At 66.3% G+C, this 23,631-nt stretch carries 25 protein-coding genes; 9 read left to right on the forward strand and 16 right to left on the reverse strand.

The window, feature by feature from the left end:
• Window positions 1-3: 3 nt before the first annotated feature.
• A complete protein-coding gene (locus tag AC1DEZ_RS05070) occupies window positions 4-750 on the reverse strand; it encodes an SDR family oxidoreductase (protein WP_476778886.1) in 747 nt (248 codons plus the stop codon).
• On the reverse strand, window positions 743-1,558 hold the full coding sequence (locus AC1DEZ_RS05075) for a glycosyltransferase family 2 protein (protein ID WP_441512019.1): 816 nt from the start codon (window positions 1,556-1,558) through the stop codon (window positions 743-745). The genes AC1DEZ_RS05070 and AC1DEZ_RS05075 overlap by 8 nt, the downstream gene beginning before the upstream one ends.
• A 383-nt stretch (window positions 1,559-1,941) precedes the next feature.
• Here AC1DEZ_RS05075 and AC1DEZ_RS05080 point away from each other — a divergent pair, with 383 nt between their 5' ends.
• Window positions 1,942-2,595 (forward strand): outer membrane protein, encoded by a 654-nt coding sequence (locus tag AC1DEZ_RS05080; RefSeq protein WP_476778887.1) that lies wholly within the window; start codon window positions 1,942-1,944, stop codon window positions 2,593-2,595.
• A 172-nt stretch (window positions 2,596-2,767) separates the two neighbouring features.
• On the opposite strand, the gene AC1DEZ_RS05085 is transcribed toward AC1DEZ_RS05080, so the two are convergent.
• The 4 genes from AC1DEZ_RS05085 to AC1DEZ_RS05100 form a co-directional block, all read right to left on the reverse strand.
• Window positions 2,768-3,370, reverse strand: a complete 603-nt coding sequence (locus AC1DEZ_RS05085; protein ID WP_476778888.1) for a glutathione S-transferase — start codon at window positions 3,368-3,370, stop codon at window positions 2,768-2,770.
• Between the two features lie 28 nt (window positions 3,371-3,398).
• Window positions 3,399-4,250 (reverse strand): 23S rRNA (adenine(2030)-N(6))-methyltransferase RlmJ, encoded by an 852-nt coding sequence (locus AC1DEZ_RS05090; protein WP_476778889.1) that lies wholly within the window; start codon window positions 4,248-4,250, stop codon window positions 3,399-3,401.
• A gap of 64 nt (window positions 4,251-4,314) precedes the next feature.
• A complete protein-coding gene (locus AC1DEZ_RS05095) occupies window positions 4,315-4,977 on the reverse strand; it encodes a ribonuclease T2 family protein (protein ID WP_476779343.1) in 663 nt (220 codons plus the stop codon).
• An 18-nt stretch (window positions 4,978-4,995) separates the two neighbouring features.
• Window positions 4,996-5,520 (reverse strand): hypothetical protein, encoded by a 525-nt coding sequence (locus AC1DEZ_RS05100; protein WP_441512023.1) that lies wholly within the window; start codon window positions 5,518-5,520, stop codon window positions 4,996-4,998.
• Window positions 5,521-5,672: 152 nt separating this feature from the next.
• Between AC1DEZ_RS05100 and AC1DEZ_RS05105 the strand changes: the two genes are divergently transcribed.
• Window positions 5,673-6,308 (forward strand): pyridoxamine 5'-phosphate oxidase family protein, encoded by a 636-nt coding sequence (locus AC1DEZ_RS05105; protein ID WP_476778890.1) that lies wholly within the window; start codon window positions 5,673-5,675, stop codon window positions 6,306-6,308.
• A 69-nt stretch (window positions 6,309-6,377) separates the two neighbouring features.
• Here the strand turns inward: AC1DEZ_RS05105 and AC1DEZ_RS05110 are convergent, their stop codons facing one another.
• The gene (locus AC1DEZ_RS05110) at window positions 6,378-7,280 is read right to left on the reverse strand and encodes a DMT family transporter (RefSeq protein ID WP_476778891.1); all 903 of its coding nucleotides are present in this window, start codon (window positions 7,278-7,280) and stop codon (window positions 6,378-6,380) included.
• A gap of 137 nt (window positions 7,281-7,417) precedes the next feature.
• Between AC1DEZ_RS05110 and AC1DEZ_RS05115 the strand changes: the two genes are divergently transcribed.
• Window positions 7,418-7,741 carry an ArsR/SmtB family transcription factor gene (locus tag AC1DEZ_RS05115; RefSeq protein ID WP_476778892.1) on the forward strand — a complete coding sequence of 108 codons (324 nt, stop codon included), beginning with the start codon at window positions 7,418-7,420 and terminating at the stop codon, window positions 7,739-7,741.
• A complete protein-coding gene (locus tag AC1DEZ_RS05120) occupies window positions 7,738-8,295 on the forward strand; it encodes an SRPBCC family protein (protein WP_476778893.1) in 558 nt (185 codons plus the stop codon). Before AC1DEZ_RS05115 ends, AC1DEZ_RS05120 begins: the two co-directional genes overlap by 4 nt.
• Here AC1DEZ_RS05120 and AC1DEZ_RS05125 read toward each other — a convergent pair whose 3' ends face one another.
• The 4 genes from AC1DEZ_RS05125 to AC1DEZ_RS05140 form a co-directional block, all read right to left on the reverse strand.
• A complete protein-coding gene (locus tag AC1DEZ_RS05125) occupies window positions 8,296-8,820 on the reverse strand; it encodes a winged helix DNA-binding protein (RefSeq protein ID WP_441512027.1) in 525 nt (174 codons plus the stop codon).
• A gap of 166 nt (window positions 8,821-8,986) precedes the next feature.
• Window positions 8,987-9,976 carry a TRAP transporter substrate-binding protein gene (locus AC1DEZ_RS05130; RefSeq protein WP_476778894.1) on the reverse strand — a complete coding sequence of 330 codons (990 nt, stop codon included), beginning with the start codon at window positions 9,974-9,976 and terminating at the stop codon, window positions 8,987-8,989.
• Window positions 9,977-10,016: 40 nt separating this feature from the next.
• On the reverse strand, window positions 10,017-11,324 hold the full coding sequence (locus AC1DEZ_RS05135; RefSeq protein ID WP_476778895.1) for a TRAP transporter large permease: 1,308 nt from the start codon (window positions 11,322-11,324) through the stop codon (window positions 10,017-10,019).
• A gap of 3 nt (window positions 11,325-11,327) precedes the next feature.
• On the reverse strand, window positions 11,328-11,876 hold the full coding sequence (locus AC1DEZ_RS05140) for a TRAP transporter small permease (protein ID WP_441512030.1): 549 nt from the start codon (window positions 11,874-11,876) through the stop codon (window positions 11,328-11,330).
• 223 nt (window positions 11,877-12,099) lie between these two features.
• Between AC1DEZ_RS05140 and AC1DEZ_RS05145 the strand changes: the two genes are divergently transcribed.
• Window positions 12,100-15,699, forward strand: a complete 3,600-nt coding sequence (locus tag AC1DEZ_RS05145) for a hydantoinase B/oxoprolinase family protein (RefSeq protein ID WP_476778896.1) — start codon at window positions 12,100-12,102, stop codon at window positions 15,697-15,699.
• Between the two features lie 29 nt (window positions 15,700-15,728).
• Here AC1DEZ_RS05145 and AC1DEZ_RS05150 read toward each other — a convergent pair whose 3' ends face one another.
• A complete protein-coding gene (locus AC1DEZ_RS05150) occupies window positions 15,729-16,523 on the reverse strand; it encodes a class I SAM-dependent methyltransferase (RefSeq protein ID WP_476778897.1) in 795 nt (264 codons plus the stop codon).
• A gap of 95 nt (window positions 16,524-16,618) precedes the next feature.
• Here AC1DEZ_RS05150 and AC1DEZ_RS05155 point away from each other — a divergent pair, with 95 nt between their 5' ends.
• On the forward strand, window positions 16,619-17,314 hold the full coding sequence (locus AC1DEZ_RS05155) for an SDR family oxidoreductase (RefSeq protein WP_441512033.1): 696 nt from the start codon (window positions 16,619-16,621) through the stop codon (window positions 17,312-17,314).
• Window positions 17,315-17,332: 18 nt separating this feature from the next.
• Here the strand turns inward: AC1DEZ_RS05155 and AC1DEZ_RS05160 are convergent, their stop codons facing one another.
• On the reverse strand, window positions 17,333-17,950 hold the full coding sequence (locus AC1DEZ_RS05160; protein ID WP_476778898.1) for a LysE family translocator: 618 nt from the start codon (window positions 17,948-17,950) through the stop codon (window positions 17,333-17,335).
• 90 nt (window positions 17,951-18,040) lie between these two features.
• Between AC1DEZ_RS05160 and AC1DEZ_RS05165 the strand changes: the two genes are divergently transcribed.
• Window positions 18,041-18,625: a GNAT family N-acetyltransferase gene (locus AC1DEZ_RS05165; protein WP_476778899.1), complete on the forward strand. Its 585-nt coding sequence runs from the start codon at window positions 18,041-18,043 to the stop codon at window positions 18,623-18,625.
• A gap of 17 nt (window positions 18,626-18,642) precedes the next feature.
• On the opposite strand, the gene AC1DEZ_RS05170 is transcribed toward AC1DEZ_RS05165, so the two are convergent.
• The 3 genes from AC1DEZ_RS05170 to AC1DEZ_RS05180 are packed head-to-tail and all read right to left on the reverse strand — an operon-like array spanning window position 18,643 to window position 20,505.
• Complete coding sequence (locus AC1DEZ_RS05170; protein WP_476778900.1) at window positions 18,643-19,497, reverse strand: alpha/beta fold hydrolase; 855 nt, start codon at window positions 19,495-19,497, stop codon at window positions 18,643-18,645.
• A 19-nt stretch (window positions 19,498-19,516) separates the two neighbouring features.
• Window positions 19,517-20,236 carry an alpha/beta hydrolase gene (locus AC1DEZ_RS05175; protein WP_476779344.1) on the reverse strand — a complete coding sequence of 240 codons (720 nt, stop codon included), beginning with the start codon at window positions 20,234-20,236 and terminating at the stop codon, window positions 19,517-19,519.
• Window positions 20,140-20,505 (reverse strand): hypothetical protein, encoded by a 366-nt coding sequence (locus AC1DEZ_RS05180; RefSeq protein ID WP_476779345.1) that lies wholly within the window; start codon window positions 20,503-20,505, stop codon window positions 20,140-20,142. Before AC1DEZ_RS05180 ends, AC1DEZ_RS05175 begins: the two co-directional genes overlap by 97 nt.
• Window positions 20,506-20,701: 196 nt before the next feature.
• Between AC1DEZ_RS05180 and AC1DEZ_RS05185 the strand changes: the two genes are divergently transcribed.
• Entirely contained in the window at window positions 20,702-22,363 is a 1,662-nt protein-coding gene (locus AC1DEZ_RS05185; RefSeq protein ID WP_476778901.1) for a methyl-accepting chemotaxis protein, read from the forward strand.
• Window positions 22,364-22,446: 83 nt separating this feature from the next.
• Complete coding sequence (locus AC1DEZ_RS05190) at window positions 22,447-23,538, forward strand: ATP-dependent DNA helicase (RefSeq protein ID WP_476778902.1); 1,092 nt, start codon at window positions 22,447-22,449, stop codon at window positions 23,536-23,538.
• The last annotated feature ends 93 nt before the right edge of the window (window positions 23,539-23,631 follow it).

The following is a 23,631-nucleotide window of genomic DNA, read 5'->3' on the forward strand; positions in this document are numbered from 1 at the left end:
GAATCAGCCGACGATATCGGGCGTGCGCCAGCCGAGATGCTGGCCGGCATCGACCGCGATCATCTGGCCGGTCACCGAGCGCGCCCGAGCCAGGTAGAGAACGGCCTCGGCGATCTCGCCCGGGGAGACCTTGTGGCCGAGCAAGGTCGCTGCCGCCTCCTGTTCCATCAGCGCGGGGCCGTCATAGGCGTTGGGAAAGGTTGGGCCGGGGCCGACCGCGTTGACACGAATCCGCGGGGCGAGCGCCTGCGCCAGGGTTCGCGTCGCGGTGAGCAGGGCGGCCTTGGTCAGCGTGTACGAGTAATACTGCGGCGTCAGCTTCCAGACGCGCTGGTCGACGATATTGACGACCGCTCCGCCCGCTTGCTCCGGCAGATGTGTCGCCAAGGCCCCAATCAACAGCGAGGGCGCGCGCAGATTGACTGCGAACTGGCGATCCCAGGCTGCAACGTCGAGCGAGCGGACATCGTCGTCGACGAAGCTCGCGGCGCTGTTGACCAGCAGCGTGACCGGCCCCAGCGCCTCCGCAGCTGCCGGAATCAAGGCAGACACGGCCTGCGTATCGGCGAGATCGGCGGCGAGGGTGCAGCAGGCGGAACCGGCGCCGCGGAGTTCGGCGGCCAGGGCTTCGGCCTCATCGCGACTGTCACCGTGGTGGATCGCGACTGCGTAGCCGGCTTGCGCCAGTCGCGTGACGATCGCGCGGCCGATACGCCTCGCACCGCCCGTGACCAGCGCGACTTCAGTCATCCGAGGAGGGCCGGTCGCCGGGCGTCACCACGCCCTTGACGGAAGAGCGCCGCTGCAACCGACGCTCCCAATGCTTGGCAGCGCGCAGATAGCGATAGAACGCATAATTCATCGCGGTCATGAAGCCGTAGACGCCGCGCAGCGCATGGCGGCGGCCGATATAGGCCTTGACGAAATTGGCGGGAAATTCGGCCAGGAGCCTGAATGCCGAGAGCGTCTCGCCGCGGGCGTCGAGATCATCCGCCTGGGCATCGCTGTAGGCATTGAGTTTTTCCATCTGCTCGCCCAGCGACCGGACGGAGAAGTGGTGGATCGTACCCTTCAGCCGTCCGACCTTGGTGCCGGGCAGCAGATCGACGCGGTCGTGCACAGGCGAAAGCGAATAGCGGCCCCAGCTCTTGCGATAGAGCCGCACGGGGGCGAGCGCATAGGCGAAGCGATGCGGCGCCTTCTCGCCAGGGAAGATCTCGGCGATGCGGATCTTGTAGGCGTCGGCTGGCGGTGGGCCGCTGGCAAAAAGCGCGGAAATCTCGGCCACGAGATCCGGTGGCAGCACTTCGTCGGCATCGACGTTGAGGAGCCAATCGTGACGGCACTGTTCTTCCGCGAAGCGCTTCTGCTGGCCGTAGCCCGGCCAGGGATTGAAGATCACGCGGGCGCCGAGCGATTCCGCCAGGGCCTGAGTCCCATCGGTCGAACCGGAGTCGACCAGCACGATGTCGTCGCTGAGCGCGCGGGCGGCTTCGATGGTGCGCCCGATGCGGTCCACTTCATTCAGTGCGATGAGGAAAATCGAGAGAGGAGGCACGGTTCCGTCACTTCTTGAGATTCCACGGCTTAAGCATGTCCAGTCCGGTGCGGCAAGTTTAGTGCCTGAAGCCCTGGGCAGATCTCGTTGAAATTGTGGAACCTTAAACTGCGGGCTGCGTTCGTCGCCCGGACCCGTTCCCGTCAGCGAGCGGGGCTAGCGTGTTATTAGTATTCGATCTAGCATGCCTATTCCTATGAGCGTGGTTAACCTGTATTTACCTATTTGCGTGCAGTCATCGCATTCGTGCCGCATTTCTGCCGCGGTCTGCACGACAGATGTGCTTCCGATGCAACAGACAAAGCCGTGGCCCTGTCTTATAAAGGGTTCATCGAAATCACCTGCCGGCCTGTCCGGCGCTTGCGACGACTAAGGAGTTTATCATGAAGAAGTATCTGCTTGCGAGCGTCGCCGCGCTCGGCATTGTCGCCGCTGGCGCTGCCTCGGCTGCCGACCTGCCGTCCCGCAAGGGCCCGGTCGCTGCTCCGGTTTACGTTCCCGTCTTCACCTGGACCGGCTTCTACATCGGTGCCAACGCCGGCTACGGCTGGGGCAACGTGAACAGCAACGGCTTCAACAACATCGGCAACCTCGACGGCTTCGTCGGCGGTGGTCAGGTCGGCTACAACTACCAGATCGGCCAGTTCGTGGTCGGCGCGGAAGCTGACATCCAGGGCGCTGACCTCAGCACCGGTGGCAACTTCTTCGGCGCCAGCGTCAAGACCGAGTACTTCGGCACCGTCCGTGCTCGCCTCGGCGTCGCCTTCGACCGGTTCATGCCCTACATCACCGGCGGCTGGGCCTATGGCAACGTGAAGACCTCGATCCCGGGCATCGGCTTCTCGTCCGACCGCACCCACACCGGCGGCTGGGCCCTCGGTGGTGGTCTCGAGTACGCCTTCACCAACAACCTGATCGCTGGCGTCGAGTACCTCTACGTCGACCTCGGCGACAAGAACATCACCACGCTGGCTGGCACCGGCAAGGTCGGCACCGATTTCTCGGTCGTCCGCGCTCGCCTCAGCTACAAGTTCTGATCTTCTCCTCTCGGAGACAGAACGAACCCGGTGGCCTCGGCCACCGGGTTTTTTGTTGTCGCGGTCCGGCGGATACTCCGCCCAGCTTCTGCCATGGAAACGCCGGCAGCTTTTGACTGCCGGCGGACCGGATTGATCAAGGCATCGGGATGGCCGATGTCGGTCGAGCTGTTCAGCCTTTGAAGCGCGTGGTCTCGAAGGCTGGGACGCGGGCCGCGAAATCGTCGAGCCAGGCGACGAGCGCCGGATGAGCGGCACGCCATTTTCCCGCGAAGCGCAGATCCAGATAGCCGAGCGCGCAGGCCAAGGCGATCTCGCCGATACGCGGGCGATCCGGGAAGGCGGGAGGCGCTGCCTCCAGCGCGGCGAGGCCGCGCGCAACCTTGCCTTCCTGATGGGACAGCCAGTTCGGGTTGCGCCCTTCCTCTGGGCGGAAGCGGCCTTCATAGACCTGGAGCAGGGCTGCGTCGGCGATACCGTCGGCAAGCGCTTGCAGACGGAGCTGCAGGAAACGCTCCTGGCCGGCCGGGATGAGCCTGCCGCCGGAGATATGGTCGAGATAGTCGAGGATGACCCGCGAATCGAACAGCGTCGTGCCGTCGTCCAGAATCAGCGTCGGGATCTTGCCGAGCGGGTTCTGCTGACGCAGCGGCTCCGACGGATCGGTCGTGTCGGCTGCGACGATTTCGATGCGGTCCATCAGCCCGAGTTCGAGGGCCGCCATCTTGACCTTGCGGCCGAAGGGAGAGGCGGGGGAGGAGCGCAAGACGAGCATCGGCGAATTCCTTCGGGAGAGCGGGCGATCAGCCGTCGGGGCGGATCGCGTCGCAGAGATAGCGCGGTCGCGGCCCCTGCGCGAGCCGCTCGGTCAGGGCCGGCAGCAGGATGTCCGCTTCCTTGGCGAGCAGCCATGGCGGGTTGACGATCAAAAGACCTGTCGCACCGAGGCCGCCTGCCGCTTCGGGCCGATCGACCGCGATCTCCAGGCGCAGGATCCGGGTGATTCCGCTCTCGACGATCTCTTCCACCATGCGCTCCACAGCCCGGAGATCCTTGATCGGATACCAGAGCGCGTAGATGCCGGTCGGCCATTTGCGGTGGGCCGCGATGAACTGGGCGGCGAGGGTCGCAAACTCGTCCTTCTGTTCGAAAGGTGGGTCGATCAGGACGAGGCCGCGGCGTTCCTTGGGCGGCACATTGGCCCTGAGTGCCGTCCAGCCGTCGATCGCCAGCGCCTTGCAACGCCTGTCGCGCCCGATCGCCTCGACAAGCTTCTGATAGGTCGGCGGATGTAGCTCGGCTGCGATAAGCCGGTCCTCGGGCCGCATGAGGTTGCGGCAGAACCAGGGCGAGCCCGGATAGGCGCCGGCTCCGTAGAGAGCGCGGATGCCGGCAATCGCGGCACGGTAGGGGGCAAGCAATTCCTCGGCCGCGGGGGCGAGCGGCGACTGGTCGAGCCGCGCCACGCCATCCTTCCACTCATGCGTCCGCAGCGCTTCCTCGGAGCCGAGGTCGTAGCGCCCGCTGCCGGCATGGGTGTCGATGATGCGATAGGGCGTCGGCTTGGCGGCGAGATGCAGCAGGACGCGCGTGAGAACGACATGCTTGAGCACATCGGCGAAGTTTCCGGCATGGAAGCCGTGGCGGTAGTTCATGGCTGCGTTCGTAGATCATGCGGCCCGCGCCTGAAAGCGGCAAAGGCCATCGCGACAGCCGCTTTCAGCGCGGTGCGACGACGGTGAATTCGCGGGCGCGGCAACCGGAACGATCGACCTGCTGGCAACTGCGAAATTCGCGGAGATCCTTGCTCAAGCAGATTCGGACTTCCTGCAGCACGCCCCGCTTGCACGCGACGGACATCATGTCGGTGCGCAGGCCGGGATTGGCCGCGACGAAGGCGCGTTCGAGATCGATCGCCGTCCAGCTCTGGTCGCGATCGGCCTTGGCGAGAGCCGGCGGAATAGCCACCTTGTCGCGGGCGCGGCGGACATCGCGAAAATAATCGCCCGGGCTCGATCCGCTGCAGGTGCCGTGCTTGCGCCATTCGTAGCGGGCAAGGCTTTCGCTCGGAAACAAGCCATCCGCCTCGCTCAGCGCGAGCCGCGAGGGCGAACGGCCGGCGGGCCCGCAATCGCTGGGGTAGCCACGCTCGTTCTGCGGCCAGAGGCCGTGGACGACGAAGCGAAGGCCGTTGGCCTCGCCGCACTGCTCACGGTTGCGGGTGCGATCACCATCGAGTTCGCAGAAGCCGGGCGACCAGGACAGGGCCAGGACGTAGAAATCAAACTCGCCCGGCGTGCCGCCGCGCGAGCCGAAGCCCTGCGCGGAGGCGGTGGCGCCGAACCAAAGCAGCGACAGGGCTGCGAGCGCGAGGCGCTTCATCATGGCGCGCTCTGCGCGTCAGGGGCGCGCCATCTGGCAGTCGGGCGCATAGGCCCGGTTGCGGTCGAGACCGCTGACGCACCAGTTGACGTTCCAGGTCATCCCGAAGAGGCCGAGACGCTCGCGGACGGAATAATCGACGCGGTGGAAGTTCCCGTCGTTGAGCAAGATGCGGCCGGTGCAGAAGCGGCGCGGAATGAAGTCGTCGCCCCAGGGGCGAAAGCCGATCTGCGCGATGCGGTCATAGTTCACCGCGCGAAGCGGGCCCCAGAACTTCGCTTCGCGGGAGTTGAACCAGCTCGTCAGTTCGTCGAGCACGGCAGGATCCTCGCAGGCGGGGACGTTGCCGGAATAGGGGATGATGCGCGCCTCCGCCCGGTCCGCGGGATCAACGTAGCGGCGGCCGGTCGCGCCGGCGGCAAAGGCCGTCAGGCAGGCGAGAGAGACGAGGGCGGTTCGCAGCAGGGCGCGGCGCATGGAATCAGGCCTCTTCAGGAGGGCAAAGCTAGACGGCACGATGGCGATGCCGCGGGCGAGGGTCAAGAAAAGATGCTTCTCGTTGCTCTTGCGGAGCGCCCTGGGGTCTTTGCGGTAACAGTCTCCGCGTCATGCGAGACAGTCGGGGCATCTCGTCGGATGCCATGCTGGTGCGCTTCTCCGGCTTCGGACAGATTGTGCGTGATAGGGGAGACGCCATGACGAACTGCTTCGACGATCCGGCCGCGCGCATCGCGGATGCCGATGTGTTGCGCAATCATATCGGCCCGGTCCATCCGCTGGCGACCGGCAAGGTCCTGAGCAGGCTCGACCGGTTCTGCCGCGATTTCATCGCCCTCTCGCCGTTTCTCGTGCTGGCGAGTTGCGATGCGCAGGGCAATGCCGATGCGAGCCCGCGCGGAGACGGGCCCGGCTTCGTGCGCGTGCTCGACGACAAGACGCTGCTGATTCCGGATCGGCGCGGCAACAACCGGGTCGATTCCCTCGGCAATGTCATGTCCGCGCCCGGCGTCGGCCTGGTCTTCATGGTGCCGGGCATTCCCGAGACGTTGCGCGTGAACGGCAAGGGGCGGGCTACGCGCGATGCCGAACTGCTGGCGCCGTCGGCCATGCTTGAGCGTGCGCCGGTCACCGGCCTGATCGTCGAGGTCGAGGAGGCCTATTTCCACTGCGGCAAGGCGCTGATCCGCTCGAAGCTGTGGGACCCGGCTTCGCAGGTGCCACGCCATAGCTTCCCGACGCTCGGCCGCATCATCGCGGACCAGACCAAGGCGGTCGATGGCGACGAGGCCGATCGCAATCTCGAAGAAGGCTATCGCACGCGCCTCTACTGACGGGGCGCCGGACAGATCGAACGAGGTTCCCGGGGCCGTTGTCTGCCGGCCGTCCTTGGTCGGCGGGCGTCAGGGAGCACCGGCTCCCGTCGCTTCAATCGGTGACGGCGCGGGGGCCGCCCGGCGCTCGAGGATGAGCAGGGCGAGGCCCGCGGCCACGATCAGAGCCGCGCCGCACAGCATGGCCGGTGTCGGCCAGTCGTGGAAGATGAACCAGCCGAAAACCAGTGCCCAGACGATCAGCGTATACTGATAGGGGACGACGACAGAGGCTTCCGCCAGCTTGAGCGAGCGGGTGACGCAGATATGCGCGGTCATGGCGACGATGCCGAGAAGGCCGAGCAGGGCCGCGTCCTTCAGGCTCGGCGTAACCCAGCCGAAGGGCAGCAGCGCGAGGCCCATCAGCAGCGCGCCGAGCGTCTGCCAGGTCACCAGCGTCACGTCCGGCGTGCCGCGCAGCTGCCGGCCGGCGATCATCATCGCAGCAAAGAAGAAGCTGCCGACCACGGCGATCAGCGCCGGCATGGACAGGCTCGCGCCGCTCGGATTGAGGGCGACAGCGACGCCGACGAAGCCCAGCGCCACGGCAAGCCAGCGCCAGCCATCGACGCGCTCGCCCAGCAGCAAAGCCGCGAGGATGACGACCCAGACCGGTGCGGCGAGCCAGATCGTCATGGTGTCGGCGAGCGGCAGATAGCTGACGGCGAGATAGAACAGCGCGACCTCGCCGGAGCCGAAGAGGACGCGCAGCGCCTGCAGGCGGGGACGCTCCGGCTTCAAGGTTCGGTGTACACCCTGCTTGAAGACGAAGGGCATGATGACGACGAGCGCGGCCAGGCTGCGCATCACCAGGACCTGCCCCACCGTGTAGGTGGCGACCAGCCATTTGCCCATCACGTCGTTGAGCGAAAACAGCAGGATGCCGAGGAGCATCATGGCGATGCCGGTGAGGGAGGCGTTGCGGGCGGTCATGGCGGGGCGTTGGTTCTCTGAAGCGGGCCACAACTGGCCGAGTCCGGGAGTTCTGGCAATCCTGCGCCGCAGCATCGCGGGTGCTGCTTCATAATTTAAGTATTGACTTAATTAAGCGAGAGCGGAATCATTCCGGCATGGACCGCTTCGCCGCCCTTGCCGACCCGACCCGTCGCAGCATCGTCGAGATGCTGGCGGAGCGAGCGCTTCCCGCTGGGGATATCGGGGCGCACTTCAGTGCGAGCCCCCCGGCGATCTCGCAGCATCTCAAGGTGTTGCGCGAGGCGGGGCTGGTGACGGTCGAGGTCCGTGGCCAGCAGAGGATCTATCGGCTCGACCCGGCCGGGCTCGATGCCTTCGACGCCTGGCTGCGCCGGGTGCGGCGCTTCTGGGGGCGCCATCTCGATCTGCTGGAGCAGGAACTCGCAAAGCCCGAGGCGGGCGAGGGAGAAACGCGATGAGCGAATATGGTGTCGTGCTGGAAAGCGGGGCGGTGCGCTTCGAGCGCTTGCTGCCGGGACCGATCGAGCGCGTTTGGTCCTATATCGCGGAATCTGAGAAGCGCGGGAAATGGCTGGCGACAGGGGTGTTCGAGCTGCGGGCCGGCGGGCAGGCCGAACTGCTGTTCAGGCACTCCGAAATCACCGATGAGGCACCGCCGGAGGCCTACCGCGGCGTGCATGAGAACGGCGTGCGCGCGACCGGCACGATCACGCGCTGCGAGGCGCCGCGGATCATCGCCTTCACCTGGGGTGGCGGCGGCGAGCCGGAGTCCGAGGTCGAGTTCGCGCTGACTCCCAAGGGCGACAAGGTCCTGCTGGTGGTGACGCACCGCAAGCTCCCCAGCAAGGCGGAGATGACCAGCGTTTCCGGCGGCTGGCACATGCATCTGGGCCTGTTGGAGGATCTGCTCAGCGGCAGCGCGCGCCGCGGGTTCTGGTCAAGGCATGCGAAGCTCGAAGCCGAATATGCCGCACGCTATGCCGGCTTGCCGGAACCTGGCGGGGCGGATTGACTACAAGCTCGCCGCCGCCCGCGCAGCCTGGTCGTACTGGCCCGACAGGGAACGCATCGCGGCGGCGATCTCCGAGAGTCGGGCGGGATCCGTGCCGGTCGCACGGACGGATTTGACCAGGAGCTGCTCGCGGATCTGAGCGTAGCGCCGGCAGGCCTCCTCGCCGGCCGGAGTAACCTCGACGGTCTTCTCCTTGCCCTTGCGACCGCCCTTGAGCAGCTTCAGCCGTTCGAGCTTCTTCATCGAATAGTTCACCAGATGGGTGTCCTCGATATTGAGCACGAGGCAGACATCGGCGAGCCGCTTCGGTTTGCCGCGGTGGTTGACGTTGTGCAGCACGAGCACGTCGAGCGGCGACAGGTCAGCGATACCGGCCGCCGCCATGCAACGGATCATCCAGCGCTGGAAGGCATGCACCGTCATGTTCATGGCGAACTCGAATTCCGAGAGCGCCGGTAATGCTCCCGATGCGAGGTGGCCGGAGGAGACGATCGGGCCGAGGTCGTCGGGGGGCGAAGAGGTCATGGCGCTCGATCGTCCTGAATAGAAACGCTGCGTCGTCCCGGACAAGCCGCGTGAGCGGCGCCGATCCGGGATCCATGCCTGAATCACTCCGGCATGGATCCCGGGTTTCCTCCGGTCGCCCGGGATGACCGTGATCGCGATTTGGCGCGGGGGCGAAGCGCCCGCCTCACATCTTCTTATAGGAGTCGACGATCGCCTGGCCGTCGCTGCCGGCCTTCTTCAACCAGTCGGCGGTCAGCGTCTCGCCCGCCTTCTTGAAACCGGCCGCCAGTTCCGGCGACGGTGCCTGCACCTTCATGCCCTTGGCCTTGAGCTGGTCGATGTACCAGCCGGCCTTATCCTGCCACATCTTCCAGCCGCGTTCCTCGGCGGCGGCGGCGGCCTTGAGGATGGCGTCCTGCGTCGGCTTGTCGAGGGCGTTGAAYGCCGCCTTGTTGACGAAGGTCGCATCCTTCGGGATCCAGGCCTGGACGTCATAGAAACGGTCGAGCGACTCCCAGACCTTGGAATCGTAGCCGGTGCCGCCCGACGACATGAAGGAGTTGACGACGCCCGTGGCGAGCGCCTGCGGCAGTTCCGCCGCCTGGATGGTGACGGACTGCATGCCGAGCAATTCGCCGAGGCGGGCTGTGCCGACATTGTAGGAGCGCCATTTCAGCCCCTTCATGTCCTCCACCGTGTTGATGTCCTTCTTGGCGTAGACGCCCTGCGGCGCCCAGGGAACCATGAAGAGCAGCTTGATGCCCTGCGCGTCGAGCTTCTTCTCGACGGCCGGCTTCGAGGCGAGATAGAGCTTCTTCGCATCGGCGAAGCTGGTCGCCAGGAAGGGCACCACGTCGATGCCGTAGATCGGGTCCTCGTTCTCATGGAGCGACATCAGGACCTCGCCCATCTGGGCCTGGCCGCTGGCGACGGCGCGCTTGATTTCGGGCGCCTTGAACAGAACCGCGTTGGCATGGACCGTGATCTGGAGCTTGCCTGATGTCGCAGCCTCGACGTCCTTGGCGAAGAGGGCGAGGTTTTCCGTATGCGGATTGTCGGTCGGATAGGCGTTGGGGAGATTCCACTTCGTCTGCGCCGAGGCCGGGGCGGCCATGGCGAGCGCGCTGACGCCGAGGGCGAAGGCGGCTGCCGTCAAGGTTCTGCGGTTGATCATGCTGACATTCCCTCTCTCTGGTTGATTGTGATTGCGACGGTCACCGATCCGGGAAGGCCAGGTTCGGCAAATAGAGCACGATGTCGGGGAAGGTGGTGATGATGATGACGGCGACGTTCAGCAGAAGGAAGAACGGAAAGGCCGCCTTCGCAATCGTCATCGTGTCCTTGCCGCTCATGTTCTGCAGCACGAACAGGTTGAAGCCGACCGGCGGGGTGATCTGCGCCATCTCGACATGGATGACGAGGTAGACGCCGAACCAGACGAGATCGAAGCCGGCCTCCTTCACCATCGGCAGCACGATCACCGCCGTCAGCACGATCATCGAGATGCCGTCGATCAGGCAACCCAGGATGATGTACATGCAGGTCAGCGCCAGCACGAGCATATGCGGGGAGAGCGACTGGCCCTTGACCCAGTCCGCCAGCGCCGCCGGGATGCCGGTATAGGCCATCGCCGCCGTGCAGAAGGCCGCGCCGGCCAGGATCAGCATGATCATGCAGGTCAGGCGCGTCGCGCTCATCACGCTTTCGACGAAGGTTCCCCAGGTCAGCGTGCCGCTCCACCAAGCCAGGAACAGCGCGCCGGTCACACCCCAGGCGGCGCACTCGGTCGCGGTGGCGAAGCCGAGCACGAGTGAGAGGAAGACGGCCGCGATGAGCAGCAGACAGGGCGCGAGCTTGGCGGACTGGTGGACCTTGGCCATGAACGCCATCGGCGGATCGCGCGGCGGCACCTTCTTCGGGTTCAGCCAGGACCAGATGATGACGTAGCCCATATAGAGCGCCATCACGAGCAGGCCGGGCAGGAAGCCGCCGAGGAAGACCTGCAGCACGGAGACATTTGCCGTGACCGCGTAGACGACCATCGGGATCGACGGCGGGATCAGCAGTCCGAGGGTGCCGGAGCCGGCGAGCGTGCCGATGCTGATGCCTTCGTCATAGCCGCGCTTCTTGAGCTCCGGCAGGGCGATCTTGCCGATCGTCGCGCAGGTCGCCGCCGAGGAACCGGAGACGGCGGCGAATATGCCGCAACCGACGATATTGGTATGCACGAGCCGACCCGGCAGCCATTGCAGCCACGGGGCGAGGCCCTGGAACATCTGCGCCGACAGCCGCGTCCGGAACAGGATTTCGCCCATCCAGATGAAGAGCGGCAGCGCGGCCAGCGTCCAGGAGGCCGAGGCGCTCCAGACGGTCGTGGCCAGCACCTGTCCGATCGGGACATCGGTGACGAGGACCATGGCGAGCAGGCCGACGAGGCCGAGGCCGACGGCGATCCAGACACCGCTGGCGAGGATGACGACGAGGAAACCGAGCAGGACGATGGCGAGGACTGGAAGGGTCATGGCTCAGACGCCCCCGCCTTGCGCGACGCGCTCGATCAGCTCTTCCGTCGTCTGCGGCGGCTCGGGCTCGTAGGTCGGCTTGCCGCCGCGCGCCACGGTGATCCATTCCTCGGCGATCGCGACCAGCAGGATCGCCAGTCCGATGACCATGCCGCTCTGCGGAATCCAGAGCGGCACCGAAACGACGCCGGTGGACATGTCGAAGAACTGCCAGGAATCATAGGCGAGCTTTCCGGCCTGCCAGGTGAAATAGCTGATGAAGGCCCCGGCGATCGTCAGGGAGACCAGTTCCGCGATCCGTCGCGCGCGGCCATGCAGGCGCTCGAGCAGCAGCCCGACGCGGATCATCTCGCCCTTCCTGAAGGTGTGGGCAAGGCCAAGGAAGGCCATCGCGACCAAGGACCAGGCGGTGAAGTCGTCGCCGGAGGGGACGTTGAGATTGATCTCGCGGCCGACCGACAGCAGCATCATCAGCACGAAGATGCCGACGAGAAAGAACCCTGCGAGGTAGCCGGCGGCAAGATAGAGCGCATCGAGCGTGCGGCGGATCATGGCGTGCGCCGCTCCCGCCGGTCGATGGCGCGTGCGCGCCCGGTTGCCAGGGTTGCTCGCATCGTCACATCCTCCGCTTTCGTGCCGGCCTGGCCCCTCAGCCATGTTCCAGTCACAATCGAGATCGTAGCCGTCGGAATCGCCTTGTCAATAACTCATCGACGATTTATCGATAAAACGTCAGCGTAATCCATTGCTGGCCTGGCGGAGGGGAGATCGTCTTATGTCGGCGGCTTACTGGGACTTCTGGATCGATCGCGGCGGCACCTTCACCGACGTGATCGGGCGCGATCCTGCTGGCAATCTCCATGCCAGGAAGCTGCTTTCGGAGAACCCCGGCGCCTATCGCGATGCGGCCGTGCAGGGCATCCGCGACCTGCTCGGGCTGAAGAAAGGCGAGCCGATCCCGGTCGGGGCCGTCGGCGAGGTGCGCATGGGCACGACCGTCGCCACCAACGCGCTGCTCGAGCGCAAGGGCGATCGGACGCTGCTCGTCACCACCAAGGGGTTCCGCGACGCACTGCGCATCGGCTACCAGGCGCGGCCCGACATCTTCGCCAAGGAGATCGTCAAGCCCGAGCAGCTCTATGACGACGTGCTGGAGGTCGAGGAGCGCGTGCTCGCCGACGGCACGGTCGAGCAGGCGATCGACGAGGCCGCGGTCCGCACGGCGCTGCAGGCGCAGTACAATGCCGGCTTCCGCGCCGTCGCCATCGTCTTCATGCATGGCTATCGCTATACGGCGCATGAGCAGGCGGCGGCGCGCATTGCTCGTGAGATCGGCTTTCCGCAGGTTTCGGTCAGCCACGAAGTCTCGCCGCTGATCAAGCTGGTCGGGCGTGGCGATACCGCCGTGGTCGACGCTTATCTCTCGCCAATCCTCGGCCGCTACGTGCAGCAGGTCTCGGAGGAACTCGACGTCGCCCGCACCGGCGCGCGATTGATGTTCATGATGTCCTCGGGCGGTCTCACCGCCGCCGAGCTGTTCCAGGGCAAGGATGCGATCCTGTCCGGTCCGGCGGGCGGCGTCGTGGGCCTCGCCGAGACCGGCCGCTCGGCCGGCTTCGACAAGGTCATCGGCTTCGACATGGGCGGCACCTCGACCGACGTTGCCCATTACGATGGCGAATACGAGCGCGCCTTCGAGACGGAGGTCGCCGGCGTGCGCATGCGTGCGCCGATGATGCTGATCCATACGGTGGCGGCCGGCGGCGGCTCGATCCTGCACTTTGATGGGGCACGCTTCCGTGTCGGGCCGGATTCGGCCGGGGCCAATCCGGGGCCAGCCGCCTATCGCCGCGGCGGGCCGCTCGCGGTGACCGACGCGAACGTCATGGTCGGCAAGCTGATCCCCTCCTACTTCCCGACGATCTTCGGCCCGCAGCAGGATCAGCCACTCGATGTCGAGGTGGTGCGGGCGAAGTTCGCCGCGCTGGCAGAGGAGGTTGGCGATGGCCGCTCGGCCGAGGAGGTCGCTGACGGCTTCATCCAGATCGCCGTCGCCAATATGGCCGAGGCGATCAAGAAGATCTCAGTGCAGCGCGGCTACGACATCACCCGCTATGCGCTGAATTCCTTCGGCGGTGCCGGCGGCCAGCATGCCTGCCTCGTCGCGGATGCGTTGGGCATCAAAACCGTGCTGCTGCACCCGTTCTCCGGGCTGCTTTCGGCCTATGGCATGGGGCTGGCCGAAATCCGCTCGACGCGCACCGCCGCGCTCGATGTTCCGGTCGACGGAGGGGCGAAGGCCGCGATCGACGCCGTGGCCGAGAAGCTCGCGGCCGAGACACGCTCGGAAGTCGCGGGGCAGGGCGTGGCGGAAGGCGACATCGTCATCCATGTCCGCGCCCATATCCGCTATGCCGGCACCGACACCGCCATCGCGGTCCCGGCCGGCCAGCGTGCGTCGATGCAGGAAGCCTTCCAGGCGGCGCATAAGGCGCGCTTCGGCTTCATGGACGAGACCAAGGCGCTGGTCGTCGAGGCTGTCGAGGTCGAGGCCGTCGGCGGCGGCGCGAAGTTCGAGGAAGCAGCGGCCGGCGAGCAGGCCGGCGAGCCGGCCGTGGCCGAGCGCACGCGCTTCTTCGCCAAGGGCGCATGGCACGATGCGGCGATCGTTCGCCGCGAGGCGATGAAGCCCGGCCAGAGCGTCGCCGGTCCCGCCATCATTATCGAGCCGAACCAGACCGTCGTCGTCGAGGACGGCTGGACGGCGAAGCTGACGGCCAAGGACCATCTCGTCCTCGTCCGCACCAAGGCGCTGATCCAGCAGGCGGCGATCGGCACCAAGGCCGACCCGGTGATGCTCGAGATCTTCAACAACCTGTTCATGTCGATCGCCGAGCAGATGGGCGTGACGCTGCAGAACACCGCCTATTCGGTGAACATCAAGGAGCGGCTCGACTTCTCCTGCGCGGTCTTCGACCAGACCGGCGCGCTCGTCGCCAACGCGCCGCACATGCCGGTGCATCTCGGCTCGATGGACCGCTCGGTCGAGACGGTGATCGCGAACAACCCGGTCATCCGGCCGGGCGACGTCTATTGCCTCAACGCGCCCTACAATGGCGGCACGCACCTGCCCGACATCACCGTCTGCACCCCGGTCTTCGATGCCGAGGATAAGGAGATCCTGTTCTGGGTGGCGAGCCGCGGCCACCATGCCGATGTCGGCGGCACGGCCCCGGGCTCGATGTCGCCGCTGGCGACCAACATCGAGGAGGAAGGCGTCTATATCGACAACTTCAAGATCGTCGACCAGGGCCGCTTCTGCGAGGAGGAGCTGGTCAAGCTGCTCACCGGTGCGCGCTATCCGGTCCGCAACGTCGTGCAGAACGTCAACGATCTGAAGGCGCAGATCGCCGCCAATGAGAAGGGCCTGGCGGAGCTGCAGAAGATGATTGGCTCCTTCGGGCTGGATGTCGTGCAGGCCTATATGGGCCATGTCCAGGACAACGCGGCCGAGAGCGTCGCGCGGCTTCTGACCAAGCTGCATGATGCCGAGTTCACCTATCCGATGGACCAGGGCTGCGCGATCAAGGTGAAGATCACCATCGACCGCGAGAAGCGCGAGGCGACGGTCGATTTCACCGGCACCTCCGAGCAGCGGCCGGACAATTTCAACGCGCCGGCGCCGGTGACGCGCGCCGCCGTGCTCTATGTCTTCCGCGTCATGGTCGACGATGCCATCCCGATGAATGCCGGCTGCTTGAGGCCGATCAGGATCGTCGTGCCGGAGGGGTCGATGTTGGCGCCGCGTTATCCGGCGGCGGTGGTCGCAGGCAATGTCGAGGTGTCGCAAGCGGTGACGAACACGCTGTTCGGCGCGCTGGAGGCGATGTCGGCCTCGCAGGGCACGATGAACAACCTCACCTTCGGCAACGACCAATATCAGTATTACGAGACGATCTGCTCGGGCTCGCCGGCCGGTCCCGGCTTCAACGGCACCTCGGGCGTGCATGTCCACATGACCAATTCGCGCCTGACCGATCCGGAAATCCTGGAGACGCGCTTCCCGGTCGTGTTGGAGGATTTCCACATCCGCCTCGGCTCCGGCGGCAAGGGCGAATGGTCGGCGGGCGACGGCACCAGCCGCACCATCCGCTTCCTCAAGACGATGGACTGCGCCATCCTCGCTTCGCACCGCAAGGTCCGGCCCTTCGGGGTGAAGGGGGGCGAACCCGGTCAACTCGGCAAGACCGTGGTGCGCAGGCTCTCGGGCGTGGTCGAGGAGCTGAAGCCTTCAGACCAGACCCTGCTCCAGGCCGGCGAGGCGGTGACGGTGATCACCCCGACGGCGGGCGGCTATGGCAAGGCGAAGGGCTGAAGCCGCGGCAGCTTGAGACGTCCCGTGCCTCAGCTCGGCATGGGCACGCGCCCCTTCACGGCGTTGGCCCGCGCGACATAGGAGGCGCGGCCATCGTCCCCGATGGTGATACGCGTGCGGACCCTGTCCTTGAGCTGTGCCACAGCCTGCGAGGGCAAGGCGGCGATGGCGGGGGCGATGGTCGCGCCGAGCGTGCTTGCGCGCCAGAACGCATCAAAATCGGCGAAATGGCGGCGTACGCTGATCTCGCGCGTCTCGACATCGCGCAGCCCGGCCTGCGTCCAGAGCTCGGCCATGCTCTCGATCCGCGAGACGTCCGCGCTCGGCGGGCGTGGCGGCGTCATTCCGAGCGCTTTGAGTTCGATCAGGACGGGGTCGAGCGGAAAGCCGCCGCCCGGCATGTCCCAGGCATAGGCGGCGACGAGGCCGCCGGGCCGCGTGACGCGCACCATCTCGGCCACGCCCTTGGCGGGGTCGGGCACGAAGAAGATCACCAGCGCCATGATTGCGGCGTCGAAGCTCCGGTCCGGATAGGGCAGTTCCATGGCATCGCCCAGCGTGAATTCCGCGAGGCTTGCGACGGCGCGTTTGCGGGCATAGTCCAGTTGCCCCTGCGATGGATCAATGCCGCTGAGGGCCGCCGGCGCGCAGCGATCGAAGATCAATTGCGTCGAGGCGCCGTTGCCGCAGCCGATATCGGCCCAACTGAGGCCTGCGGGAGCGGCGAGCCAGTCAAGGAAGACATCTCCTGCGAGGCGGCTCCACTTCCCCATCATTTCTTCATAGGCGGCGCCGTCGTTGAAGCGGATCTGCTGCTCGGTCATGTCGACGGCCTTTTCCAACGTTCGGCGGTGGGACTATCCGTCTGGAAATAGGCGCCGCCAAGCCCTACCTCCAGTTTTCGTCACGGAGAATGCTCATGCCCCAGACCTGGATGATCACCGGTGCCAATCGCGGCATCGGGCTTGCGCTCACGATCGAATTGCTGCGCCGTGGCGACCATGTCATCGCCGCCGCGCGCAGTCCCTGGGGCGGAGCGCTCGGCGAACTCGCGGCGGCGCATCCCGGCGCGCTGACGCTGGTCGAGCTCGACGTCACCTCCGACGCGAGCGTAGCCGCCGCCAAGGAGGCGCTGGCCGGCCGCGCCATCGATGTTCTGCTCAACAATGCCGGCCTCTACGGCCCGCGCGACCGGCAGGCCGGGCTCGACGTCGATTTCGACGCCTGGCGCGAGGTCTTCGAAGTCAATGTCTATGCGCCCGTCAGGGTCGCGCAGGCCTTCCTGCCGAACATCGAGGCGGGCCAGGGTCGCAAGATCGCGACGATTTCAAGCCGCATGGGCTCGATCGGCGCCAATCCCGGCAACGCGCTGATCTACCGCTCGTCGAAGTCGGCGGTGAACATGGCGATGGTGGTGTTCGGCAACAGCGTGCGCGAGCGCAATGTCAGCGTGATGCTGTTCCATCCCGGCTGGGTTCAGACCGATATGGGCGGCAGCGGCGCCGACATCACGCCGGCCGAGAGTGCCCGCGGGTTGATCCGAACCATCGATGCCTCCGGCATGGCCGAGACCAACAGCTTCCGCGACCACACAGGCGAGAAGATCGCCTGGTGAGGCCGAGGCATCGTCGGCTCAGTTCGCCCGCGTCGAGGCGAGCCAGAGACCGCCGCCAATCAGAAAGCCGCCGCTGAGCTTGGACAGAAGCCGGACGCGCCGCTGCGAGAGCAGATGGCCGGCGCGTCCGGATAGCAGCGCATAGGTGCCGTCGCTGAGCGCGGCGAAGGCCAGCGCCGTCGCGCCCATGATCGCAATCTGGGTGGCGTGGTCGCGCGACGGATCGAGGAATTGCGGGAAGAAGGCGCCGAAGAACAGCAATGTTTTTGGATTGCTGAGAGCTACGAGCGCGCCCTGCAGGAAGAAGCCGCCGCGCGGCGGCTTGGCCGGGGCGCCGCGATCGAGATCAGTGCCGGCCGAGCGGAACATCTTCCAGCCCAGCCAGATCAGATAGGCGGCGCCGGCCAGCCGTAGCCACTCGAACCAGTGGCCGAGCGCGGCGATGACCGAACTCAGCCCGATGCCGGCGATGACGACCATGACCCCGAGGCCAGCCTGCGTCCCTGCCACATTGAGGAGGCCGGCGCGGGTACCGTGCTTCAGGCTGTTGGCGACGATCAGCGAGACCGTGGGCCCGGGAACGATGATGATGACGATGCAGGCGAGGAGATAGGCGGCATAGACTTCGAGCGACATGGCACGGGCCTCCGGCTGTGGCGCCTAGTGATCTGCCGATGTCGGACGGGTGTCCAGCCGCTTCGCCGGGTTGCGAAATGGGAGTTTTCTATGGATCGGACCGGCTTTGCCGTGGTTCCCCTCACGCCGGAACGCTGGAACGACCTGGAGGATCTCTTCGGTCCGCAGGGGCCCTGCTATGGCTGCTGGTGCAACCATTTCCGCATGCCACAGCGGCTGCGCATGGCCCTGCTAGGCGAGGGCGCGCGGCAATTGTTCGAGGACCGCGTGAAGAAGGGGCCGCCGCCCGGCGTGCTCGCCTATGCCGAGGGCAAGGCTGTCGGCTGGCTGCAGGTAGGTCCCCGCGCCCACATCCCCGAATGGAACAATCCGCGGCGCGCCTCGACGCCGCTGCCGGATGCGCCGGCGGACGACGAGCGGAACTGGGCGGCTTCCTGCTTCTTCGTGCGCAAAGGCTTTCGCGGCAAGGGCGTCACCGGGTCTCTGCTCAATGGAGCGATCGATTTCGCGCGGACGAGCGGCGCGCGATTGATCGAAGCCGCTGCAATGGCGAATCAGGACAAGCGCAGCGCGGAAGGGCTCTATGTCGGGCCGGAAACCATGCTCCTGCGCGCTGGCTTCGTCGAGGTCGCCCGCCAGAAGCCGGGGCGGCCGCTGCTCAGGCTGATGCTTTAGGCGGGGCGGGCTTCGCTCTATGCGAGGATGAAGCTACGGATCGCCTGCAAGGCGCCATCCCGATCATCGGCGACGATACCGTGTCCGCAATCGGCGAAGCGCTGAAACTGGACTTGTTCAGGTGGGAGGCTTGCCGCGATCTGCTCGCTGAACGCGATCGGTGCAATCGGGTCCTTGTCTCCGGCCATGACGAGGACCGGACAGGAAATGCGCGCAAGTGCATCCCTGAAATCGAAACGGCCGTGCTCGTTGCGGGGGCCGTTGAAGTGGAGGCCGGTTTCGTTGCGCGTGATGGCGCGGGCGATCCATGACCCGTCATCCGTCTGGTTGCGAGGCGCGTAGAGCGGGACGCAGACCTTCCCGTAGACCGCCCGGGTCGCATCGGAGGGGGCCGACCAATAGCCCCGTGCCGCGTTTTCCGCTTCGGCGCCTCCGATGCGTTCGAAGGCCTCATAGACCTGCTGAAAATCGAACTTTGCGGCCGTGCTGACCAGGATCAGCTTCGCGGCATGGCCGGGATGGCGCTTCGCATAGGCTTGCGCGACGAAGCCGCCGAAGGACGTTCCCAGCACGATGGGCTTCTCGATCCCGAGCGTGTCGCAAAGGGCCCTGACATCGTCACCCCATTGGTCGAGCGTCCAGCTGTCTGTCGGACCGTTCTCGCTACGCCCGCAGCCGCGGTGATCGTAATAGACGATCTGGGCGATATCGCTCAAAGCCGAGAAGGCAGGCTTGTACATGCTGTGGTCGAACCCCGGCCCGCCATGGAGCAGGACGAGTGTCGGCTTCTCGCGCATCCGCGGCCCGTCGGGGACCAGCCCGGCTCCTTCGATATCGACGTAGAGGCGAACCCCGTTCACTGTGACGTGCATGATTGTCGTATCCGGGAGTTCAATTCTTCAGGTCGTTCAGGAAAGCCGTCAGCCGGTCCAGAGCCTGCCTTCCTTCAGGGCGGTCGAGATCGAACTGATACTCGTGCGGCAACTTCGGCTCGGTCTCCGGCGGGAAGAACAGCGTCTCGACCTTGACGCCACGGTCGCGTAGCGCCTGCGCCATCACCACCGATTGCGGCGCCAGCGGGTCGCCATTGCCGACCGAGATGAAGCTGCGCGGAAAGGCTTCCGTCACATAGCGGGGCACCGCCGCCTCGGTGATGCGTTCGCTGTCGAATGGGTTCGACGTGCCGAAATAGGCCAGGAGCACGGAACGGATGAAGCCGCCGAAGGGGCCGGTCAGCTCGAATGCGGTCGGGTCGAAGGCGCCGCAGAACAGGATGGTGCCCCGCAACGCTGCCGGGTCGACGGCCGGTTTCAGGCCGAGCAATTCGGCATAGTCCCCGCCGGTCAGCGCGGCGGCGAGTTGGGCGGCGATATGGGCGCCGGCCGAGTCGCCTGAGAGCACGATCCGGGTGGGATCGATGCCGAGGCTCTGGCCTTCGCGCTGCAGGAAGCCGAGCGCCTCGTTCACCTGTCGAACAGGCTCGGGATAGCGGGCGGTCGGTGCGCGGGTATAGCCTACGCGACGGCAGAAAATCCGCGCCCGGCCAGAACCTTGAGATAGGGCGCGACATCCTTGCGGTCGCCGGCGACGAAGGCGCCGCCATGGATCCAGACGATGGTCGGCCGCCCCGGTTTGGCCTCGCCTTGGGGAAGATAGACGTCGAGGCGCGCCTCCTCCGCTGCGCCATAGCGGATGTCGAGCAACTCGCGAATATCGGTCGGAACATGTTTGGCGAGGGAGGCATCGGTCTTCGAGGCGCCGTAACCGAAGGCAAGCCGTGTCAGCAGGGCCGAGGGCCAGGGCGACAGGACGAAGGCTGCATAGGCTGTCAGCACAAGGCCAAGACAGAGCAGGAGAATCCGGGTGGCGCGAGGTCTCATGCGGCGAAGCTAGGCTGCCTCTTCGCTGCGAGCAATGGCGGGAGGACCGGCTCGGAGCGGAGCGGCCGGCGGCTTTATGTAATCGGCTAAAATATTGATTTTGTTCCGGTATGCCGATCCGCATTAACCTTGCGTTCGTTCGCATCTGCGAAAGGAGCCTGGCTACGAGGTGGTGACGGCCATGAGGCGATTGGGATTGACGGCGAAGATCATGGCGTTCTTCGCGTTGCTGAGCCTTGCCGGGGCGCTCGGCCTGGTCAGCGCCTTGCGCGGTTTCGACGAGGCCCGGCGTATCGATGCTGCGGCCTTCACCGATATCGGCCTTGCCAGCAGCGCTTCCCTGCTCTCCAGCCGCGTCGCTGCCACGGCGCTGCTGAGCAGCGTCGATCCCGAGATGTCGACGCAGCAGGTCCAAGCCATGCTCGAGCGGCTCGACGGCGCCATCGAACTGGTCGATGCGGCCCGCGCGCATCTGATGTCCGCCTTGCCCGCCACCTTGCGCGAAGCCAATCCGACGCTGGATGCGCGGATCCGCACCTTCATCGCCTTCCAGCGCGGCATCGTCGACATCGGCCACCGGGTTTCGGCGAAGGCGGCGCTCCTGGAAGCGGGGGCGGAGGACGCACGCGTTAATGTCGACCAGATCATCACGACGACATCGACGTTGCGCGACCAGCTTGCGCGCCGGGCGAGCGCGGCGACGGCCCAGGCTGGGGAGCGCGCTGGCGATGTCCGCCTCTGGACCATTCTGTTTGCCTGCCTGCTGCCGCTCGGCGGTGGGCTTGCCACGCTCCTGCTGCTGCGCAGCCATCTGACGCGCCCTCTGCGGCGGCTGATGGCCGCGATCGGTGAGGCCGCGGCGTCGGACCGCGTCATCGAGGTGCCTTATCGCGAGAGGGCCGACGAGATCGGCCAGCTCGCCCGCGTGGTGCGCCAGTTCAGCGAGGTGCGGGCAACGCTGGTCACGCAAGAGGCGGAAGCCGGCGACGCCCGACGCCATGCGCAGATGCGCAGCGCGGAGCTTGCCCGGATCGCCGATGATTTCGAGATGCGGCTCGGCATGCTGCTCGGCGAGATCGGGCGGGAGAGCGAAGTGCTGCGCATGGCGCTGCAGGACTCGGCTGTGCGCGTCCATCAGGTCTCGAAGAGCACGGAGACGGCTGCCGCCTCGGTCGATGGAGCCGGCGTCGAGGCGATTCGTTCCACCGAGGCTGCGCTGCGGATGGAGCACGTCATCGGGCAGATCAATGCCGAGGTCAGGCGCGTCTCGGAGATGGCGACGGCCGCGACCCGTGAAGCCGTCGGAACGCATGCGCTGGTCTCGCGGCTGACGGAGAACGCGGCGCAGATCCGCGATGTCGTCGGCATTATCGAGGCGGTCGCGCGTCAGACCAATCTGCTCGCCCTCAACGCCACGATCGAGGCCGCGCGGGCGGGGTCGCATGGCCGCGGCTTCGCCGTCGTCGCCGCCGAGGTGAAGACGCTGGCGAACCAGGCGTCGGAGGCTGCCGCGCGGATTGTCCATCGCATCGCGCAAGCCGACGAAGCGCTGTCCCACGCGGCGCAAGCCGTCTCGACCATTGGAGCGAGCGTCGCGGCGGTCGAACAGACCGGCACCGAGATCGCGACGATGGTGGGATCGCATGTCGAGCTTCTCGGCTCGCTCGGCGAGACGGTCGGGCGGATCTCCGACGTGACTGCGACAGCCGCCATTGCGATGTCCGAGATCGCCGCGGCCAATCTGCAGACCGTCGGGCAGGCCGATATGGGCGCGCACAGCGCCGGCGAGCTCGACCGCCGGATCAATGCGCTGCAGGCGGAGGCTGGCGCCTTCGTCCGGCGCCTGCGCGCGGCCTGAAGCGGTTCCCGCATCGTCGCGCTTGCCTTTGGCGCGCGACTCTGCCCCATCTGGGCCATGCCCTTTTCGACGCTTCCTTCGCGATGAGCTGGTCGCCCCAGCAGGATGCGGCTTTGACCGCCGTGGCGCGCTGGCTGCAGGCCGGCGAGCCGCAGCTCTTCCGCATGTTCGGCTATGCCGGCACCGGCAAGACGACGCTCGCGCGCCATATCGCCGAGGCGGTCGATGGCGACGTCGTCTTCGCCGCCTATACCGGCAAGGCCGCGCTCGTGCTGCGCAACAAGGGTTGCCATGGCGCGCAGACCATCCACTCGCTGATCTATCGCTCGCGCGGGGTCGAGGAGGAGAGCCCGACCTTCGTGCTCAACCGCGAGAGCGCCGCCACCAAGGCCAAACTCATCATTATCGACGAATGCTCGATGGTCGACGAGGAATTGGGGCGCGATCTGCTCTCCTTCGGCACGCCGGTTCTGGTGCTGGGCGACCCGGCGCAGTTGCCGCCGGTGAAGGGCGGCGGCTTCTTCACCGAGCAGGAGCCCGACGTGATGCTGACCGAGGTGCATCGGCAGGCGGCGGACAATCCGATCGTGCGGATGTCGATGATCGTGCGCGAGGGCGGCCGGCTCGACTATGGCGAGTACGGCCCCAGCCGGGTGATCCGGCGCGACGAGGTCAATCCCGAGATCGTCATGACGGCCGATCAGGTGCTGGTCGGGATGAACAAGACGCGGCGCAACTACAATGCCCGCATCCGCCAGCTCATGGGCCGCACGGACAACAGCCCCGTCGCCGGCGAGAAGCTGGTCTGCCTGCGCAACGACAAGAGCAAGGGGCTGCTCAATGGCGGCTCCTGGATCGTGCAGGAGATCAAGACCTCGAAGAAGGGGCTGGTCACCATGCGCGTCACGCCGGAGGACGACACCGGCGCCAAGGCGGTGAAGGTCTCGGTGCTGCCGAATTTCTTCGACGGCACCGAGGAGGAGGTGCCGTGGGAGCTGCGCAAGCACACCGACGAGTTCACCTTCGGCTACGCCCTGACGGTGCACAAGTCGCAGGGCTCGCAATGGGACGATGTCGTGCTCTTCGACGAGAGCTTCGCCTTCCGCGAGCACCGGGCGCGCTGGCTCTATACGGGGCTGACGCGCGCGGCCGAGACGATCACGGTGGTGATGTAGGGACGAGCGTCCGGTAGGGGGTGGGGAGCCGAAGTTGATCGGGCGCCCGGAAGCGGACCTTCGGCCGCCGGCCACCTTATGCTTTGAACGGCG

The sequence above is a fragment of the Allobosea sp. 10L422 genome, from assembly GCF_056395345.1.

Bases quoted from the DNA above. Each gene is read 5' to 3' on its own strand.
- AC1DEZ_RS05150 (WP_476778897.1), bottom strand. From the start codon at position 16,523: ATGACCGAGCAGCAGATCCGCTTCAACGACGGCGCCGCCTATGAAGAA.
- AC1DEZ_RS05170 (WP_476778900.1), bottom strand. From the start codon at position 19,497: ATGCACGTCACAGTGAACGGGGTTCGCCTCTACGTCGATATCGAAGGA.
- AC1DEZ_RS05145 (WP_476778896.1), top strand. From the start codon at position 12,100: ATGTCGGCGGCTTACTGGGACTTCTGGATCGATCGCGGCGGCACCTTC.
- AC1DEZ_RS05080 (WP_476778887.1), top strand. From the start codon at position 1,942: ATGAAGAAGTATCTGCTTGCGAGCGTCGCCGCGCTCGGCATTGTCGCC.
- AC1DEZ_RS05180 (WP_476779345.1), bottom strand. From the start codon at position 20,505: ATGAGACCTCGCGCCACCCGGATTCTCCTGCTCTGTCTTGGCCTTGTG.
- AC1DEZ_RS05165 (WP_476778899.1), top strand. From the start codon at position 18,041: ATGGATCGGACCGGCTTTGCCGTGGTTCCCCTCACGCCGGAACGCTGG.
- AC1DEZ_RS05125 (WP_441512027.1), bottom strand. From the start codon at position 8,820: ATGACCTCTTCGCCCCCCGACGACCTCGGCCCGATCGTCTCCTCCGGC.
- AC1DEZ_RS05155 (WP_441512033.1), top strand. From the start codon at position 16,619: ATGCCCCAGACCTGGATGATCACCGGTGCCAATCGCGGCATCGGGCTT.
- AC1DEZ_RS05110 (WP_476778891.1), bottom strand. From the start codon at position 7,280: ATGACCGCCCGCAACGCCTCCCTCACCGGCATCGCCATGATGCTCCTC.
- AC1DEZ_RS05140 (WP_441512030.1), bottom strand. From the start codon at position 11,876: ATGATCCGCCGCACGCTCGATGCGCTCTATCTTGCCGCCGGCTACCTC.
- AC1DEZ_RS05095 (WP_476779343.1), bottom strand. From the start codon at position 4,977: ATGAAGCGCCTCGCGCTCGCAGCCCTGTCGCTGCTTTGGTTCGGCGCC.
- AC1DEZ_RS05090 (WP_476778889.1), bottom strand. From the start codon at position 4,250: ATGAACTACCGCCACGGCTTCCATGCCGGAAACTTCGCCGATGTGCTC.
- AC1DEZ_RS05190 (WP_476778902.1), top strand. From the start codon at position 22,447: ATGAGCTGGTCGCCCCAGCAGGATGCGGCTTTGACCGCCGTGGCGCGC.
- AC1DEZ_RS05070 (WP_476778886.1), bottom strand. From the start codon at position 750: ATGACTGAAGTCGCGCTGGTCACGGGCGGTGCGAGGCGTATCGGCCGC.
- AC1DEZ_RS05120 (WP_476778893.1), top strand. From the start codon at position 7,738: ATGAGCGAATATGGTGTCGTGCTGGAAAGCGGGGCGGTGCGCTTCGAG.
- AC1DEZ_RS05115 (WP_476778892.1), top strand. From the start codon at position 7,418: ATGGACCGCTTCGCCGCCCTTGCCGACCCGACCCGTCGCAGCATCGTC.
- AC1DEZ_RS05105 (WP_476778890.1), top strand. From the start codon at position 5,673: ATGACGAACTGCTTCGACGATCCGGCCGCGCGCATCGCGGATGCCGAT.
- AC1DEZ_RS05160 (WP_476778898.1), bottom strand. From the start codon at position 17,950: ATGTCGCTCGAAGTCTATGCCGCCTATCTCCTCGCCTGCATCGTCATC.
- AC1DEZ_RS05085 (WP_476778888.1), bottom strand. From the start codon at position 3,370: ATGCTCGTCTTGCGCTCCTCCCCCGCCTCTCCCTTCGGCCGCAAGGTC.
- AC1DEZ_RS05135 (WP_476778895.1), bottom strand. From the start codon at position 11,324: ATGACCCTTCCAGTCCTCGCCATCGTCCTGCTCGGTTTCCTCGTCGTC.